At 63.9% G+C, this 16,695-nt stretch carries 15 protein-coding genes; 3 read left to right on the forward strand and 12 right to left on the reverse strand.

The genetic code is table 11. From position 1 onward, the window contains the following. Entirely contained in the window at positions 1-1,740 is a 1,740-nt protein-coding gene (locus QQL87_RS07915; RefSeq protein ID WP_284417826.1) for a thiamine pyrophosphate-requiring protein, read from the forward strand. A 30-nt stretch (positions 1,741-1,770) separates the two neighbouring features. Here QQL87_RS07915 and QQL87_RS07920 read toward each other — a convergent pair whose 3' ends face one another. Beyond that, positions 1,771-2,718, reverse strand: coding sequence for a LysR family transcriptional regulator (locus QQL87_RS07920; RefSeq protein ID WP_284417827.1), 948 nt, complete (start codon positions 2,716-2,718; stop codon positions 1,771-1,773). 126 nt (positions 2,719-2,844) lie between these two features. Here QQL87_RS07920 and QQL87_RS07925 point away from each other — a divergent pair, with 126 nt between their 5' ends. Then, positions 2,845-3,471, forward strand: coding sequence for an FMN-dependent NADH-azoreductase (locus tag QQL87_RS07925; RefSeq protein WP_284417828.1), 627 nt, complete (start codon positions 2,845-2,847; stop codon positions 3,469-3,471). 99 nt (positions 3,472-3,570) lie between these two features. Next, positions 3,571-3,879 (forward strand): YciI family protein, encoded by a 309-nt coding sequence (locus QQL87_RS07930; protein ID WP_284417830.1) that lies wholly within the window; start codon positions 3,571-3,573, stop codon positions 3,877-3,879. 179 nt (positions 3,880-4,058) lie between these two features. Here the strand turns inward: QQL87_RS07930 and QQL87_RS07935 are convergent, their stop codons facing one another. From QQL87_RS07935 to QQL87_RS07985, 11 genes are all read right to left on the reverse strand, one after another. Beyond that, a complete protein-coding gene (locus tag QQL87_RS07935) occupies positions 4,059-6,383 on the reverse strand; it encodes a PAS domain-containing hybrid sensor histidine kinase/response regulator (RefSeq protein ID WP_284417831.1) in 2,325 nt (774 codons plus the stop codon). Continuing rightward, positions 6,370-7,032: a chemotaxis protein CheC gene (locus tag QQL87_RS07940; protein ID WP_284417832.1), complete on the reverse strand. Its 663-nt coding sequence runs from the start codon at positions 7,030-7,032 to the stop codon at positions 6,370-6,372. The genes QQL87_RS07935 and QQL87_RS07940 overlap by 14 nt, the downstream gene beginning before the upstream one ends. After that, positions 7,029-7,412 (reverse strand): response regulator transcription factor, encoded by a 384-nt coding sequence (locus QQL87_RS07945; RefSeq protein WP_284417833.1) that lies wholly within the window; start codon positions 7,410-7,412, stop codon positions 7,029-7,031. The genes QQL87_RS07940 and QQL87_RS07945 overlap by 4 nt, the downstream gene beginning before the upstream one ends. A gap of 82 nt (positions 7,413-7,494) precedes the next feature. Next, positions 7,495-7,740 carry a hypothetical protein gene (locus tag QQL87_RS07950; protein WP_284417834.1) on the reverse strand — a complete coding sequence of 82 codons (246 nt, stop codon included), beginning with the start codon at positions 7,738-7,740 and terminating at the stop codon, positions 7,495-7,497. Next, the gene (locus QQL87_RS07955; RefSeq protein ID WP_284417835.1) at positions 7,737-9,932 is read right to left on the reverse strand and encodes a chemotaxis protein CheA; all 2,196 of its coding nucleotides are present in this window, start codon (positions 9,930-9,932) and stop codon (positions 7,737-7,739) included. The genes QQL87_RS07950 and QQL87_RS07955 overlap by 4 nt, the downstream gene beginning before the upstream one ends. Next, the gene (locus QQL87_RS07960) at positions 9,932-10,318 is read right to left on the reverse strand and encodes a response regulator (RefSeq protein ID WP_284417836.1); all 387 of its coding nucleotides are present in this window, start codon (positions 10,316-10,318) and stop codon (positions 9,932-9,934) included. The genes QQL87_RS07955 and QQL87_RS07960 overlap by 1 nt, the downstream gene beginning before the upstream one ends. Next, positions 10,315-11,163 carry a CheR family methyltransferase gene (locus QQL87_RS07965; protein WP_284417837.1) on the reverse strand — a complete coding sequence of 283 codons (849 nt, stop codon included), beginning with the start codon at positions 11,161-11,163 and terminating at the stop codon, positions 10,315-10,317. Before QQL87_RS07965 ends, QQL87_RS07960 begins: the two co-directional genes overlap by 4 nt. 3 nt (positions 11,164-11,166) lie before the next feature. Next, positions 11,167-11,775, reverse strand: coding sequence for a HEAT repeat domain-containing protein (locus QQL87_RS07970; RefSeq protein ID WP_284417838.1), 609 nt, complete (start codon positions 11,773-11,775; stop codon positions 11,167-11,169). Next, positions 11,775-12,845 (reverse strand): protein-glutamate methylesterase/protein-glutamine glutaminase, encoded by a 1,071-nt coding sequence (locus tag QQL87_RS07975; protein WP_284417839.1) that lies wholly within the window; start codon positions 12,843-12,845, stop codon positions 11,775-11,777. Before QQL87_RS07975 ends, QQL87_RS07970 begins: the two co-directional genes overlap by 1 nt. Then, positions 12,842-14,380: a chemotaxis protein CheW gene (locus QQL87_RS07980; protein ID WP_284417840.1), complete on the reverse strand. Its 1,539-nt coding sequence runs from the start codon at positions 14,378-14,380 to the stop codon at positions 12,842-12,844. The genes QQL87_RS07975 and QQL87_RS07980 overlap by 4 nt, the downstream gene beginning before the upstream one ends. After that, positions 14,373-16,298: a methyl-accepting chemotaxis protein gene (locus tag QQL87_RS07985; RefSeq protein ID WP_284417841.1), complete on the reverse strand. Its 1,926-nt coding sequence runs from the start codon at positions 16,296-16,298 to the stop codon at positions 14,373-14,375. The genes QQL87_RS07980 and QQL87_RS07985 overlap by 8 nt, the downstream gene beginning before the upstream one ends. Positions 16,299-16,695 lie beyond the last annotated feature (397 nt).

The following is a 16,695-nucleotide window of genomic DNA, read 5'->3' on the forward strand; positions in this document are numbered from 1 at the left end:
ATGAAGATCAATCCAACTCCGGCGAATGCGAGCCAGAGCCGTGAAGGCGCCATGACTGCAGGAGGCGCGTTGCTGGCGCGGCTCAAAGCGGTCGGCGTCGACTTCATTTTCGCCAATTCCGGGACCGACTTTCCGCCCATCATCGAAGGACTCGCGGAAGCAAGGGCCAAGGACATCGACTTGCCGCGGGCGCTCGTCATTCCGCATGAGAGCGCCGCGATGGGCATGGCCCATGGCTACTACCTCGCCACCGGACGCGCGCAGGCGGTCATGGCCCACACCAATGTCGGCCTCGCCAATTGTGCGATCGGCGCGATCAACGCTGCGACCGAGCATATTCCGGTTCTGCTGTTTTCCGGCCGGACGCCAGTCACAGAATCCGGTCGCCTGGGCTCGCGCACGGTTCCGATCGGGTGGGGGCAGGAGATGCGCGACCAGACGGCCCTGGTCCGCGAAGCAGCCAAATGGGACTATGAGCTGCGTTTCCCGGAGCAGGCGATCGAGATCGTCGACCGCGCCTACGCAATCGCCTCGTCCACCCCGAAGGGCCCGGTCTATATCAGCCTTCCCCGCGAGGTCCTGTGTGAGCTCTGTTCGTCGGCGGAGCTGGAGTCCCCGCCGCGCATGAAGCCCGCCATTGCCTCGCCGGCTCCCGCGGCGTTGGATCAGGCGGCGCGGTTGATCGCAGAAGCGCAGCGTCCTCTGATCATCGCACAGCGTGGAGCGGGATCGCGGGAGGGATTTGCTGTCCTGAGCGAGCTCGCGTCAACCTGGGGCCTTCCGGTCTGCCAATATTGGGCGGTCCAGCTCGCCATTCCGTCGGACCATCCGATGTCCATCGGCGCCAATCCCGAGCAATGGCTCAGCGAGGCGGATGTCGTCGTCGTGCTCGATTCCCTTGCACCATGGTCGCCAGCCATTCACGAGCTGCCGGCGGGCTGTCAGGTGATCCAGGTCGGACAGGATCCGTTGTATTCCCGGTTTCCCATTCGCAACTTCCGGGCCGATATTTCGCTCGTCGGCGAGACGGCGGAGATCCTGAAGGCGCTTGCGGCACGCCTGGCGCAGCATCTGCAGGAAACGGCGACCGTACGCGAGGAGCGCCGGACGACGATCGCGGCCGCGCATGCGAAGCGGCGTGCGGAGGTGCGGCAGCTCGCCGAGCAGGGCAATGGCGAGGTCATGAAAAAGGCCTGGGTGAGCCACTGCCTATCGGAAGTTCTGGTGGACTACGAGGCGACCGTGCTCTCCGAGCTGGGCTGCCCGCTCGAGCCGCTCACGCTGCGGTCTCATCACGCCTGGTATCAGGAGCCCCACTCCGGAGGATTGGGGTGGTGCTTTCCCTGTGCGCTGGGAATGCAGCTTGCCGATCCCGAGCGCTTGATCGTGGCGACCATGGGCGACGGATCCTACATGTTCAGCAATCCGGTGGCCTGTCATCAGATCGCCGAAGCCTTGAACCTGCCGGTGCTCATCCTGGTGCTCAACAATTCCGAATGGGGCGCCGTCCGGCAATCCGTCCTGGACGTCTATCCGGCGGGATATGCGGCGAAGACCAACGACATGCCGCTGATCTCCCTGCAGCCGGCGCCGGATTTCGTGAAGGTCGCGGAGGCCAGTCGGGCGTTTGCCATCAAGGTCGAAAAGGGAGACGAGCTTCGTTCGGCCTTGATGCGAGCGGTCGATCACGTCAGGCGAAACCGGACGCAGGCCCTGGTGGACATCAGGATCGCATCGTGACGTTGAGGCCAACGAGCGGCCGCAACTGGTTCAATCGCGTCGGCCGCGGTGAATGCCGTCGTATCTGCTGTTAGCATCGGCCGTCGCGGCCGTCAGCTCAGACGCGAGAAACTCAATGAAGGCGCGAAGCGCCGGTACCAGCCCTCGCTTGGAGGCAAATACCGCATGCAGCTGGTGTGCCGGAACGCTGTGGTCCGGCAGCAGAACGATGAGCCGACCGTCTTCGATGGCGTCGGCACACAGGTTGAACGGCAATTGGGCGACGCCCGCGCCTGCCAGGGCAGTCCGGCTCAGCATGTAGACGTCATCGGTCACGAGGGCTGAGGTATATTCGATCTCGACCGGATCGCCGTCCGGCGCGGTCAGGCGCCAGCGCGGCCGGTCATTCGTCGGCTCAGCCGGGCCAAGTCCGTGAACCCCCCGTAGCGAGGCGACGGTGTCGAAAGGACCATATTTCTCAACAAAGGACGGGCTGGCGGCGAGAACCTGATGGCTGATCCCGAATGAGCGCACGACCAGGTTGGAATCGTCGAGAGCCGTCCGGACGCGAAGGGCGACGTCGTATCCTTCGCCGATGACGTCGACGCGACGATTGGTCAGCTCGAGCTCGAGCCGGACGTTCGGATTGACAAGCAGGAAACGCGGCAGGATCGGAGAGAGAAAGATGTGCGCGACGCCGACCGGGCAGCTCACGCGGAGGCGGCCGGAGGGACGCTCGTGAGCCGATCGGGCCACATCGAGAGCGGCCCGGGCGGCTTCAGTCATGGCGTCGCAATGGTTGTAGAACGCGGATCCGACATCGGTGATGTGAACCGCGCGCGTCGAGCGCTGCAACAGGCGGACGCCGAGCCGCTGCTCGAGATCGGCGATCCGTCGGCTCACGCGCGACTTGGGAATGCCCAAAGCCCGCGCGGCGCCGGAGAAGCTTCCGTTCGCGACAACGGCTGCAAAAAGTGCAAGATCGTTCAGATCATCCAACGCGGCTACGCCCCGATGTTTGCCGGACCGTTCTATCCGTAGAACAATGAGTCTCGATTTACACAGCTAGTGCATGCGTTTCAATGCGCTATTTTCTCGGGGAGACAACGCGATTGGAGTGACACCGTGCAAATACTGCATCTTGATTCGAGCATTCTGGGCGCCGCATCCGCGTCCCGGATGCTGAGCGCCAACATCGTCGACGAGCTGAAGCGAAGCTACCCTGATGCCGCCGTGGTTTACCGTGATCTCACCGCGGAGGCCATTCCTCACCTGGACGGAGGGATCGCTGCCGGCTTTCGCGAAACGGGCGTCAAGGAGTACGACGCCGAGACGCTGGCCGAGCATGCCCGATCGCAGACATTGGTCGAGGAGTTTCTGGCGAGCGACGTGATCGTCATCGGCGCCCCGATGTACAATTTCTCCGTCCCCAGCCAGCTCAAGGCCTGGATCGATCGCGTCGCGCAGGTGGGCCGTACATTCAAATATACCGAAACTGGCCCGGTCGGACTGTCCGGCGGACGGCGCGTCATCGTCGCGTCGACCAGAGGCGGCATGTACTCGTCCGGTCCGGCCGCCGTGATGGATTACCAGGAAGCCTATCTGAAAGCCTTCTTCGGATTCCTCGGGATCGCGAACGTGAAGTTCGTCCAGGCCGAGCGCCTCTCCAGAGGCGGCGAGGTTCGTGGCGATGCTCTGCGCGCGGCCCAGGCGAGCATCCAGCAAATCTTAATCCAGAGCGCTGCAACCTGATCGCAAGGGCAAGTTGCGTTCTGACTCTGTCGGAGCGCAGTGCCCTCTGATGTCGTCCGGCGCATTGGCGCGTCGACCCTAGCGGAAATTGAGGTACCGATGCTTTATGCTGTGATCTTGAAGTATGTGCGTCCGATCGAAGAGGTGCGCGCTCACCTCGATACCCATCGTGATTGGCTCGTTGAGCATACCAAGAAGGGTAGGATCCTTGTCGCCGGCCCTTTGGACGACAATTCCGGTGGAGCCATTATCAGCCACTGCAAAGATCGCGCTGAGCTCGATGAGATGCTCGCCAGCGACTCTTTCACCGTCCATCGTCTCGTCGATCACGAGATCAGGGGGTTTACAGGTGCCATGAGGGCAGAAGCCTTTTCATCCACTTGGGCGCCTGAGGCAAAGCCGGTGTGAAGCGCCGTCGGAAGGGGCGCGCCGGGAACGGGACCAGTCGACATCGTCGCCTCGCAGCTTATCGCCTGCCGGATCGTGCAGTCGCTCGCCAGGCGCCGCGTTCCGAAATTCTGGTCGCGCGGTGTTCGCCACAACGTGGAGGCGCCGCTTGCGTGTTACCGGGAGCGCCAGCCGATCAATCAACGCAGCAGGTCCCTGATATGCTTGGCTAGCCCATCCATGGCGAATGGCTTGGTGAGGATCGCCATTCTCTGATCGAGCCCGGGCGCTTCCATGACCGCCTTCTCGGCGTAGCCCGTGATGAACAATATCTTCAGGTCCGGGCGTGCGGTCCTGCCGAAATCCGCCAGCTGCCGTCCGTTCATGCCGCCGGGCAAGCCGACATCGGTGACCAGAAGATCGATCCGCGCATCCGAGCGAAGCACTTGCAGCGCGCTGGCGCCGTCGGCGGCCTCGATCGCGCGGTAGCCGAGTTCGGCCAGGACCTCGCCAACCAGCATTCGCACCGAAGGCTCGTCGTCCACGATGAGCACCGTTTCGCCGGCGTCAGCACGCGGTGTGGCGGAGAAATCCTGCCGCTCGCTCGCGGCGTGCTCGGGGCCGTGGAATCTGGGCAGGAAGAGGTGCATCGTCGTTCCCTCGCCAAGCGTCGATACGATCCGAACCTGGCCGCCCGATTGTTTGGCAAATCCATAGATCATGGACAGGCCGAGACCGGTGCCCTGACCGAGCGGCTTGGTGGTGTAGAACGGATCGAAGGCTCTCTTGACGACCTCGTCGCTCATCCCGGAGCCGGTGTCGGAAACCGACAAGCGGACATATTCACCGGGCTGCATCTCGTAGGAAAACGCTTCGACATCATCAACGTCGCAATTGGCGGTCGCGATCCTGAGTTGGCCGCCGTCGGGCATCGCGTCGCGTGCATTGATACACAGATTGAGAAGCGCGTTCTCCAACTGATTGGGATCGACGAGCGTGATCCAAAGGTCCGGAGCTTCGGACATCGACACTGTGACAGACGGACCGACCGTATTCCTGATCAGGTCGGTCATCCCGGCGACGAGCTGGTTGACTTCGGTCGCCTTCGGATCGAGCGTCTGGCGCCGGGAAAAAGCCAGCAGCCGATGAGTCAATGCCGCGGCACGGTTGGCCGCGCCTTGCGCAACGGATATGTAGCGGTCGACATCCTTGTATCGGCTTTGAGAGATGCGGATCCGCAGCAGCTCGAGCGCCCCGGAAATGCCCGTCAGCAGATTGTTGAAGTCGTGCGCCAGGCCGCCCGTCAGCTGTCCCACGGCTTCCATCTTCTGGGCCTGCCGCAAGGCGTCTTCAGCCTTCGCCAGGGCTTCCTGCTGGCGACGCTGCTCGGTGATGTCGCGCGCGACGCAATAGAGCAGACCCTCGACGTTGATCGCCGTCCACGACAAAACCCGGTAGTTGCCCTCCCTGGTCCGGAAGCTGCTTTCGAAATCCGAGGTTTGTTCCGGCATCGCCAGCTTGCTGACGTCGTCGCGCATCTTGCGACGGTCTTCGGGGCTTTCCAGCCAGTCGGAGGTCTTTCCCAGAATGTCCTCCGGAAACCACCCAAGGATCTTGGTCCATGCCGGATTGATGCTGATCCAGCGGCCGTCCGCGTCGGCGACGCCGAGCATGTCGAGGCTGGCCTGCCAGACACGGTCGCGCTCCTGCGTGCGCTCCGTTACCCGCTGCTCCAGCGTCAGGTTCAAGTCCCGCAGCGCCGCGACGGCCGCATGTCGCTCGTTCACGTCACGCAGGATGGCGGTGACGAAGATCCGTCCCTCGCTCGACCATTTCGATGCGGAGACATCGAGGAAGGTGCGGGTGCCGTCCTTGCGGCGGGCCACCAATTCCACCGATCGAGACGGGCCGCCGGTCAGCACAGCCTGCCAAAGGCTCTCCCATAGATGTCGCTCTTCAAACAGATTGCCGAGCGGAAAGCCGACCAGCTCGGATCGATCATATTGCGTTTCGCGCACCGCCGCGGGATTGGCGAACTGCACGATCCCGTTGACGTCCAAGGTCACGATCACATCCGAGGCGCTTTCGACGACGGCGTCATAGCGCGCGTTCTGCCGTTCGCGCAGCACGCGCTCACGCTGTGTCGTGACGGTCACGTCGACGATCTGCACCAGGCAGTGCGAGTAGGGCAGTTGGGACCCGAACGGGCGGATCGTCGCGTTGTGGATCAGCGGCAGGCCCGCCCGTGTCCGCAACGGCAGCAGGTTGGGATTGAGCGAATAGGTCAGGAAGGCGGATGAGCCCAGCGACAGCGCATCGGAAATACAATTCGTCAGCCGTTTCAGAGCGGTCTGCGGAAACAATTCGGGCAATGTTCGTCCGAGCGCTTGCTCCGGCGCGATGCCGCTTGCCGATTGAAGCCAGTGATTCCAGAAAACGACCTGCTGGTCGCGATCGAGAATCGCGACGCCCGAATCCAATGCGTCAAACGCGTCAGCCAGTTGGTCGCGCTCAAGCTCCATCATTTTCAGTATTTACCGCGATGCCCGTCTCTCGTTCAATGAATTCATCGAGCAGATGGACCAGGGCGGCAAGCGAGGGGAGATCCATGATCATCGCGATATAGCCGCTGATGTCGCGCTCGCGAACCGCAAAATCAATGTAGAGAAACATGACGACGTCGCCAGCCTGTGGCGTGGGATCCAGACTGAAGAAGGTCGAAGCATCGCCACGCAGGACTTCCGGCAGCGACATCTTGAGGCTGCGATGCAGCATGTTGGCGATGGTCGCAAGGCAGCTGTTGAGCAGGATATTGCCGGTTTCCGCCAGGGCTTCCTGCTCGAGCTCGATGATGTCCTCGAGCGGCAGATCGCCGCCGGTGATCGCGCGGACCAGCTCCAGGCTCTTGGTCTCGGGGAAGATCAGCAGCGCACGGCCCGCAATGTCGCCCTCGAACACCTGATGAACGGCAACCAGGTTGGATATCTCGCGCTCGCTGAGAATGGCGATGGCGCGGGCGCGGGTCTGCAGCGAGACGGTCGGCACCGACAGATGAACTTGAGCCCCCACCATCTCTCGAAGGCTCGATGCGGCGCGGCTGACTCCGATGTTCACGAGCTCGGTGAGGGCGTCGAGCTGCAATTCGGTGAGAAAGGCCGGGGGGGCTGCGGTCATGCTTTTCCTTTTTCCAGCCGCCGTACAGCCTCCTCCAAGAATGCGCTCAAGGCCTGCTCGTTCAATGGCTTCTGAAGAAATACCGCGCCGATCTGCTTGGCGCGCGCGACGATCTCGGTCTGGTGGTTCGCCGATACGATGGCCAGCGGTGTAGCAGGGCGCAGCGACAGCAGGTCGGCTGCAAGCTGCAGCCCGTCCCGTCCCGGCATATTGAAATCGAGAAGAGCGATGTCGAAAGCGGTTTCCTTGGCGAGCGCCACGGCTTCATCGCCGTTGGCCGCCTCGACCCGCGCCCAGTCCGGGTACCGCGCTTTCAGCGCCTTGGTTGCCGCCATGCGGGCGAGCTTGCTGTCGTCGACGATCAAGAGCGTGTAGGGCATGCAATCTCCGGAAGGACCGGCGTCGAAACCAGGTCCGGTGGCGTTGTCGCATCTCCGGCGTAACAGGGAAAGCTCAAAGTTTTCAGCCGGATGAGCTGATGGTCGGCGTGACGATCCGCGTCAGTAGGGGGCCGGCCGGAGGTCCTCGGAGCGGGCGCTTGGCGACCAGCAGAACCTGGATGACGGCGGCATGGGCCGCGGTGCAGTCGCGCCAATCGATCTCTGCCGTGGGATTGGCCAGCAGCAGCTGGAGCAATGTCTCGGCATCATCGACGGGGCAGGCGCCGCTGAGCGTGATGATGCCGCTATCGTGCAGGACAGCCGTCAATCGAAGAGTTCCTCGGCATTCAACACGATCAGGACCCGACCGTCCCCCAGCAACGTAGTGCCGGCGACGCCGCTGACACCGGCCAAGAGACCATCCATCGGCTTCAGCATGACGTCCATCCGCTCACCCAGCCGATCGACCTCCAGCCCGGCGACTTTGGGTCCGATCGACATCAAGACGATCCTGGCCTGGTCCGATGCGGGTGGATGATGCGGGAGTCCCAGCGCTTGGGTGAGATCGATGAGCGGCACTGTCCGATCCCGCAGCACGACCGCATGACCGGAGCCGATTGGAACCACGAGGTTACGTTTGACGATCGCCGTCTCCAGAACGCTATCGAGGGGAAGCCCGAACGCCTGGCCGGCGACTTCGACCGTCATCACCGGCGTCATCATCAGGCTGAAGGGAAGCATCAGGGCAATGCTGGTTCCAATCCCGGGCCTGGTCTCGAGTGCGATCCTCCCGCCCAGGCGCTCGACGGCGGCCTTGACCGAATCCAGCCCCACCCCGCGCCCCGACAGGTCCGTGACCGTCGTGGCCGTCGAAAAGCCGGCCGCAAAGATCAGGTGTGCCGCCTCGGCGTCGGTCATTGCTGCGAGGGCATCCGCCCCTGCAATCCGCCTTTGAGCGGCCACGGCCCGGACTCTCGCGAGATCCACGCCGGCGCCGTCGTCCTCGACATCGATCACGACGCTGTCGGACTCTCGGCGAGCCCGCAAGACGACAGTTCCCATGGCCGGCTTCCCTGCGGCCGCGCGTCGTTCCGGGCTCTCTATGCCGTGATCGATCGCGTTGCGAAGGATGTGCAGGAGGGGCTCGAATAGCGCCTCCACGATCATCGCATCGGCCTCGGTGTCGTCTCCCTCGGTCACCAGCCTGACGGTCTTGCCGACACTGCCGGCGATTTCCCGGACCAGCCTGGGAAAGCGTCGAAACACCGAGCGCAACGGCAGAACACGGATGCGAAGCACGGCCGTCTGGAGTTCCGTCGCCAATCGATCGAACTGCGCGTGTTGGTCACGCAGGGACGCCGCCAGCACGGCCGGCTGCGTATTCTCCTGGCTGAGCTTGGCCGCGTGGCCAATGGCGTTCTTGAGGACGATCAATTCGCCGGTCAACTTGACCAGCGCATCGATCCTGCTCATGTCCACGCGCAGCGCTCTGGGCACGTGAACCCGCGCGGGGGCATCGTCCCTGACGGACGCCGGTCCAGCCCGGGTCAGAGCCCGCTCGATCGCCTCGACCAAGGGAGACGTGCGACGCTCGACAAGCGCCTTCGCTGTGGCCTGATCGACCACGATGGCGGCCTCGTCACGGCCGAGATGGATCAGCGCATGGACGGCCGTGCGCCCCGCCGATGCCAACCGGCCGGACAGCCCGTCGGATCCCGCGTCCTGCAAGACCAGCAACTGGCTCTCCAGCAGCAAGGCCGCTTTCGACGTGTCGCTCTCCGCCTGGGTCACACCCGGCGCCGCCAATTCACGAATCTCGGTGAGACCCACGGCGCCGGTCAGCGCGGCCCGAACGTCCACGGCCGAAGCAGCCATCCAGACGACGATGTCGAGGCCGCAGCTGAATGGAGCCATGCTGTCCAGAGAGACCGCCGGATCCGTCAGGGCAACATCGACACCGAGCACGTGAGGGAGCCCGGCGATCAACGCCATCGGGTCATGGCCTTGAAAGAACGCGTCCGGACTTGGGATGTATCGGAGTGCGACACGAGGGCCATCGAAACGCGCCAGCGCGGAAGCGTCCAATCGCTGCAGCCAGTCGTCGCCCTGAGGCTGCGGAGCCTGATCACGCTCGTCCGCGTCGCGCGAACCGACGAGGCGGGAAATCATGTCGTCGGCTTCCGCTTCGGCGGTGGCTGGTGCCACGCCGCTCGTCTGCATGGCGTCCAGCCATCGCGACGTCAGGTCGAGGCAGGTCAGACATTCGTTGAGAAGACCAGGCGCAATCGCGCCGCCCGACGACCGGATGGTCGCGAGGATGTCTTCCGCGGCGTGCAGTGTTCGCGCCATGGCGGCGAAGTCGACGATGCCGGCGGCGCCCTTCAAGGTATGGAAGGCGCGAAAGGCGCCATCCAGCCGTTCAGTGTCGCTCGGCTTTTCCTCGAGCGCGAGCAGATCATCGATCGCCTGGGCGATGAGGTCTCGCGACTCCAGAAGGAATTGCTCGAGGAACTCGTCCATCAGTGCGCCCCGCAGAAGATGGCGGCAAATTCTGCAAGCGTGTCCTGCTTGATGGGCTTCACGAGATAATAGTTGGCGCCTGCCTGCCTTGCGGCAGCGATGTCCTGAGGGCCGGCCTCGGTGCTGATCATGAGGATGGGAGTCGACGATACCGGAAGCTCCATCGCGCGCACAGTGCGTACGAAGGTGATCCCGTCCATCTGCGGCATGTTGACGTCGACGATCGCGAGGTCGAACGATTGCAGCAAGATCTTTTCCAGACCTTCCAGCCCATTGAGCGCCTCTTCGACCTTGAAGCCGCGGGCTTCCAGTGCGGCCCGGTAGTAGGTCCGAACCAGGGCTGCATCGTCGACGACGAGAATTTGCTTTTTCGCCGCATCGGTCACGCGCGCAGCTCCTGCGGCTTTCGGTAGACGATAGCGCCGGAATATCGGCAGACCTCGAACAGCGGCGAGATCCGGCTCATGGACTCCGTATGTCCAAGACAGATGAAACCACCTGGCAGCAGGTTGTCGAACAGGTTTTCCGCGGCGATGCGGCGAGACTCGTCGTCGAAATAGATCAGCACATTCCTGCAGAAGATGACATCGAAACGGCCCTGGGCCCGGGTCTGTTTGGTGTCGACCAGGTTGACCCGCGAGAAGCGGACCGATTGCCGCAAATCATCGATGATCTGCCAGCGCTCGTTGTCGAGTTCGTGAAAATAGCGTTCGATCAATGGCGGTGGCAGCCTCATCAGCGCTCTCTTGCCGAAGATGCCTTCGGCCGCCGCCTCGAGCACGTCCGTATCGATGTCGGATCCGACGATTTCGATGTCGTAGGCGTCGACATCCTTCCAGTTTTCCAGCAGCCAGATCGCGATCGAATAGGGTTCTTCGCCGGTCGAACACGGCGCAGACCAGATCCTGATCGTGTCGCCCGGCCGTTTCGCCGCGACCCGCTCTTCGAGGAGATCGGTCGTGAGACAGGCCAATTGGTGGTCTTCCCGATAGAAGTAGGTCTCGTTGACCGTAAAGGCGTTGATGAGGCTTTCCACCTCGTTGCGCGTATCGCCGCGCAACTGGACGAAATAGTCGGTGAACGACCGGCTGGACGTGGCGGACATCCGCTCGGCAATTCTGCGTTCGATGTAGTAGCGCTTCGCCTCGTTGAACACCATGCCGGTGCGGCGATACAGGAATTCGGCGAGCCTGTTCAATTCTTCACTCGTGAGCGGCGGCGGATCGGCCATGTGTCAGCGCGCACCGATGCGGTCGGCTGCGGCCTTGACGGCGAATGCCAAGAACGGGTCGTCGGGGAAGCGCGCGCCACACCGCGCCAGAGCCGGCAAGCTCGACGGGCCGCCGGTCTCGGCCAGAACCTCGATCGCCGCCGCGCAAACATTGGCCTGGTCTTCCCGTTCGATCAATTCGACCAGCACCCGGGCGGACTCGTCCGCAGGAAGCCGCCGGGCGATCTCGCACGCCAGCAGCCGCACGTCCTGGTCACCATCGCTCAGCAGAGCAGGGAGATGGGTGCCGGCGGCCGATGGCATGGCCTTGAGCGCATCGAGCGCGGCGGTGCGCTGTGCGGCGTCGTCCGAACGCAGGTAGGGCAGCACAACGCTTGCCGCGTCCGGCGTGTCGATTTTGGCAAGAGCCGTGAAGATGGCCTCGCGCACGCGCGGCACGCGTTCACTGGCCAAGGCCCGGCCCAGCAGCGACAGTCCGTCGGGATGCTCGAGGGCATCACGCGCGGCGTCCCACCGCTCCTGATCCGTGCCGTCGAGCAGCTTGGTTGCGAGTTGAGCGCGGTCCGGCGCGGAGGGCGACGTGTCCGAAGCAGGCCTTTTGACCAGCGGCATCAGCTCACCAACTTTCTCAGCTGCGCTGCAATCCTGTGAAGCGGCACGACGAAGTCGGCTCCGCCCGCCTTCACCAACTCACCCGGCATGCCCCAGACCACGGCGGTCGTTTCCGCTTCCGCAATCGTCCTGGCGCCCTGCGCGTGGATCAGTGCCATCGCCTCGGCTCCGTCGTTTCCCATGCCCGTCATGAGCACGCCGACCAACCGGCTGGGATCGAGATGGTTCAGCGCGCTGCGCACCAGCCGGTCGGTGCTGGGGTGCCAAGGGTATCCACTCTGCGCAGGGGCTGCCATGGCAAACAGTCCCGTGCCGCGCCGTGAAATGATGACGTCGGCGTCGCCGCGGCCGATATAGGCGCATCCCGGCTCGAGCAGGACCGGCTCCCGAACTTCCTGCACGGTGAGCTCACTGATGCCGTCGAGACGGCGAGCAAATGGGCCGGTGAACGTCGCCGGCATGTGTTGTGCGATGACGATGGGCCATGGAAACGTCGCCGGAAGAGCCGTGAGCAGCGTTTCGAGCGCCGGAGGCCCGCCGGTCGACGTGCCAATGAGCACCAGGCCTGGGCCGCCATTGGCAGGTTCTGTTTGCTTGCGCGGCTTCTGGGAGAGGGCTCGATCGCCTTCACCGATCCGATGCCGAATCCGCTCGCGAAGGCGCAGCGATCCTCTGACCTTGGCACCTGCAGCGGTCCGCACCTTGTCGATCAGTGGCCCCGCCATGTCGTCGATCCGAAGCGAGATGGCGCCGGTCGGCTTCGTCACGAAATCAATCGCGCCCAGTCGGAGGGCCTCGAGCGTGGCCTGGGCACCCGCGGCCGTTTCCGATGACACCATGACGACGGGGCAGGGGTGTTCGATCATGATCCGATCGAGGCAGGTCAAGCCGTCCATTTCCGGCATGTGGACGTCGAGGGTGACGACATCCGGGCGCGCGAGCGCGATGGCCTCGAGCGCTTCGCGGCCGTTCCGCGCGAACTGCACGTTCAGATCGGGCTCTGCCGAGAGGATCTTGCTGATCAGTTTACGGACCAGGGCCGAGTCGTCGACGACCAGGATATTGATCACTGCTTCGTCTGCCGGGACCCTTTGGCGCCGTCCTTGTTGTGCATGTCCTTGCCGAACGACTCCAGCAAACCGAGCTCCGCGCGCGTGAGCAGTTCGGACGGATCGAGCAGCAGCACGATCCTGGCCGAGGCTTCGAGATTGATCACCGAACGCACCAGGCCGTGCGCGTCTCCGGTCAGATCGGGCGAGGGCTTGATGCTGTCGGACGCGCAACGGAGAACCTCCGAGACGCTGTCGACGATGAGGCCGGCGCGATGCCGATCGGTCCGCACCACCACCAGCCGCTTGCCGGCCAAGGTGCCGGACGAGGGCATCTCGAAGCGCCGGCGCTGATCGATCACGGGCAGCACCTCGCCCCGCAGATTGATGACGCCTTCGAGAAATTTCGGGGTTTTGGGAAGGCGCGTGATCTGCTCCGGCACACGCGCGACCTCGTCCACGGCTTTGATGGGAAGCGCAAATTCGTCATTGTCGAGCCGGAAGACCAGGAACCGCATTTCAACGGCTTCCGATTGCAACGAACGTTCGGCGGTGGCCGGCTTCATCGCGACATCGCGTTGGATCAATCTCTGCATGACGTCCTCCCGCAACAGACGCTCGGGTGCCAGGACCGAGATAAGCCTGTCATTGGCGGCGCGATAGACTTCCTTGACTTTGGTCTCGCCCCCGACCCGCGCCGCGAGCACGGGCGGGACCTTCTCCACGCGCTCCGCCTCCACGGAGATCACAGTGCGCATCCGGTCTGCGACGAAGCCGATCAGCGTGTTACCGACCGAGACGATCAGGGCCTGTTCGCGCGGTGCCGGTGTCGAGGGCAGGCCGAGCAGGCGCTGCAGCGACAGCAGGGGCAGGAGGCCGTCACGGTAGGGCATGACGCCGCGGACCGCCTCGTCGCTTCCGGGCACGGTCGTCAGGTGATCGGGCGTCGCGACGATCTCCCTGATCGTATCGAGCGGCAAGGCGTATTCCTGGCCGGCGACCTCGAACGTCACCAGCCGCTGGCGTCTCACATCGGTCTGAACGGAAGCAGGTGCTTTGGAAATGGCCGTGCCATCTGCCGTCTTTCGGCGCGATACGCCGGCGACGAATGCCTGGCGCAGCAGCTCCGGGATATCGAGGATCTTGACGACCTCGGAATGGCTTTCAAACACGCCGGTGAGGCGTTCACCGGTCTTCGAGGCGACATCGGCTTCCGCCGTTCTGATCTTTTCGCGCGCAACCCGCACCAGGCGCGACACCTGGTCCACGGCCAACGCGACGGAAGATGTCCCGTCCAGAACGATCAGCCGGGACGCCGGCGTGGTGGCCGTTTCGTCCCCTCCCAGCAGCGCACGCACGCTCGCGACCGGAAAGACCGAACCGCGCAGATTGGCCAGCCCCATCAGGCTCCGCGGCGCCTGGGGCACCCGGGCGATGGGCGGCAGTCGTACGACCTCCGACACCGACGCGGCCGGCACCGCATAAAGATGCCCGTCGCTCTTGAAGGTCAGAAACCGTTCGTCGGTGTGCTCGCCGTACTTGCTGACATCATTCATTCTGGTTCTTCAACTCGTCGGACAATGAAGCGATTTCCTCGATGGCGGCTGCCAGATCTTCCGCGCCCTGTGCCTGCTCGGCCGAGGCGGAAGCGGCCTGCCGGGATGCCGAACTCGCTTCCTCTGCCGCAGCCGCGATCTGGCGCGCGGCCGTCGTCGTTTCTCCCGCCGCGGTGAGGATCGTATCCGCGCCCTGCTGCACGGTCTTGTTGGCGCTTCCAAGCACCGCGATCTCGCCGTTCATGGTCTCCAACGTCTTGACCACCGCGCGGTTGTTTTGAATCTCGAGATTCCCCGCCGAGATGATCTGTTCGATGTCGCGCCGCAGGATCGAGATGTGGTCCAGAATGCCCCGGATCGTATCCTTGATGCGTTCGACGCTTTCCGACGCTTCGCGGGCAAGCGCGCGAATGTCGCTGGACACCAGAGCGAAGCCGCGCCCGGCGTCTCCGGCGCGGGCAGCTTCGACCGCGCCGGAGACCGCGAGCATGGTGGTCTGGATTGTCACCAGCGCGATCGTATCGACGTTCTTCTCGATCTTGCGGCCGACACTCTCCAACGAGACGATGGTCTCCAGAGTACCGCGCGTCTTGCCGAGCGTTTCTCCAACGCTGTCGATCAATTGCTCGACTTTCGCACGACTGCTCGCGAGCGCGAGCTCCATCGCGGCGGTTCGTTCGACGGTGAGGCGACCGCGATCCTGTGCGATCCGGGCGCTTTTCTCGATCTGCGCCAGTGCCGCCGACGTCTGTTGCGCGGCGGCCGCCTGCTGCTGAGATCCGCGGTTGATCTGTTCGACCGCCGTCGAAATCTGGGTGGCCGCACTGGAGAGTTGCTGAATCGTCGCAGACAGCTCTTCGGCCATGCTGGAGATGCTCTCGGCGACGGACGCCCCCGACGCGCCGCTTTGCAGATCTTCGGAGGCCGACGCCAGGGCTTGCGCGGCCGCCTGGCCCTGATCCAGCGACTGGGCTTGTTGCCGCACCGCCGACTGCGCTTCATTCGCGGCGGAGGCCTGCTCCTCCGCAGCACTGGCAACCAGCTCGGCCCCCTTTTGCGCTTCCTGGATCGCCCTGTCGGCTTCGATGCTGGCTGTCAGGGTCAGCTGACTGCCTTCAGCAAGCTCCATCATGGAGCCGCGAAGTCCGGACAGGATCTTGATGACGTCCTGTCCCGACTTCACCTGCGTGGTGGCCGTCACCGCTGCAGACTTGATCGTGGCGGCGGCGTCCCGGACCCTGGTCTGGATATCCTGGGCCAGGGTCTTGACCTCGAGCGCGCTTTTGTCCGCGGCCTCGGCGAGGGCCCTGACTTCCTCCGCGACCACGGCGAAGCCGCGGCCGTCATCACCGGCCCGCGCGGCTTCGATGGCCGCGTTCAAGGCGAGGAGATTGGTCTGGTCGGAGATGCGGCTGACCGCCCCCGTCACTTCGCCCACCTCCTGTGCCCGTCGCTCGAGTTCGCCGATGACCTCGCTGGAGGCGGTCTGCCGCTCGGCGTTCTTCTCGATCGCTTGGACCGACGTGCCGATCTGCGCTGCCGTTTCGGCCAGCATGATCTGCGCCGCTTCGGTCCGTCGGCGCGAATTGTCCGCTTCAGTCCTGGCCAGCGACAGATTCGTCGCGATCTGTTTGATGGCCGCCAATTGTTCCTGGGAGGCGCCGGCTGCCTCTTCCGCCCCGGCGCCGATCTGTTCCATGGCGCGTCGAAGCTCCTCGGCGGCCGCCGCGGCTTCCGTCAATCCGCTCGCCAATTCCTCGGTCGCCGCCGCCAGTCGCTCGGAGATCTTGGAGCGTTCCGGCGCCTTCGCGGGCTTGCGCGCGGCCGCCGGAGGAGAGGTGGTCGGTCGGGCCTTCGCCGTCGCATTCCCGCGCTTCGCCGCCGAATTCGCGAGTTTGGTGGTCTTAACAAGGGGCATCAATGATCTCGAAATGAACCGACTGGGAGAAGTCCCTGCTGGGAAGCATAGGCCAAATCCGGAGATGGGGGATACTCATTATACTGAAAGTATTCCGGCTTTCCGCCATCCAGACCGCGACGAAATGCGCCGCCCGCCGCGGCTATGCGCGGCTGACGGCATGCGGCCGATCCGTCCGGATTGGCCTATCGATGTCAGATTGCGTTGTAGTGGATCCCAGAGGAAGCACATGTGGAAGTTTGGGCGGCCACCTGAAGGCTCACCGCAACAGGGGGTGGGCGGGCGGGACTAAATAACCTCACGTGCGACCACGTTGCAGGTGCTGGATTCTCGTTAACCTGCAGGTCAGCAATGGAAGGATCGTGTGAGTTCTGATCAGCGCTTCATTGCGCTGATC

It is taken from the genome of Bradyrhizobium sp. SSBR45G, assembly GCF_030159255.1.
In the GTDB taxonomy this organism is placed as follows: Bacteria; Pseudomonadota; Alphaproteobacteria; order Rhizobiales; family Xanthobacteraceae; genus Bradyrhizobium.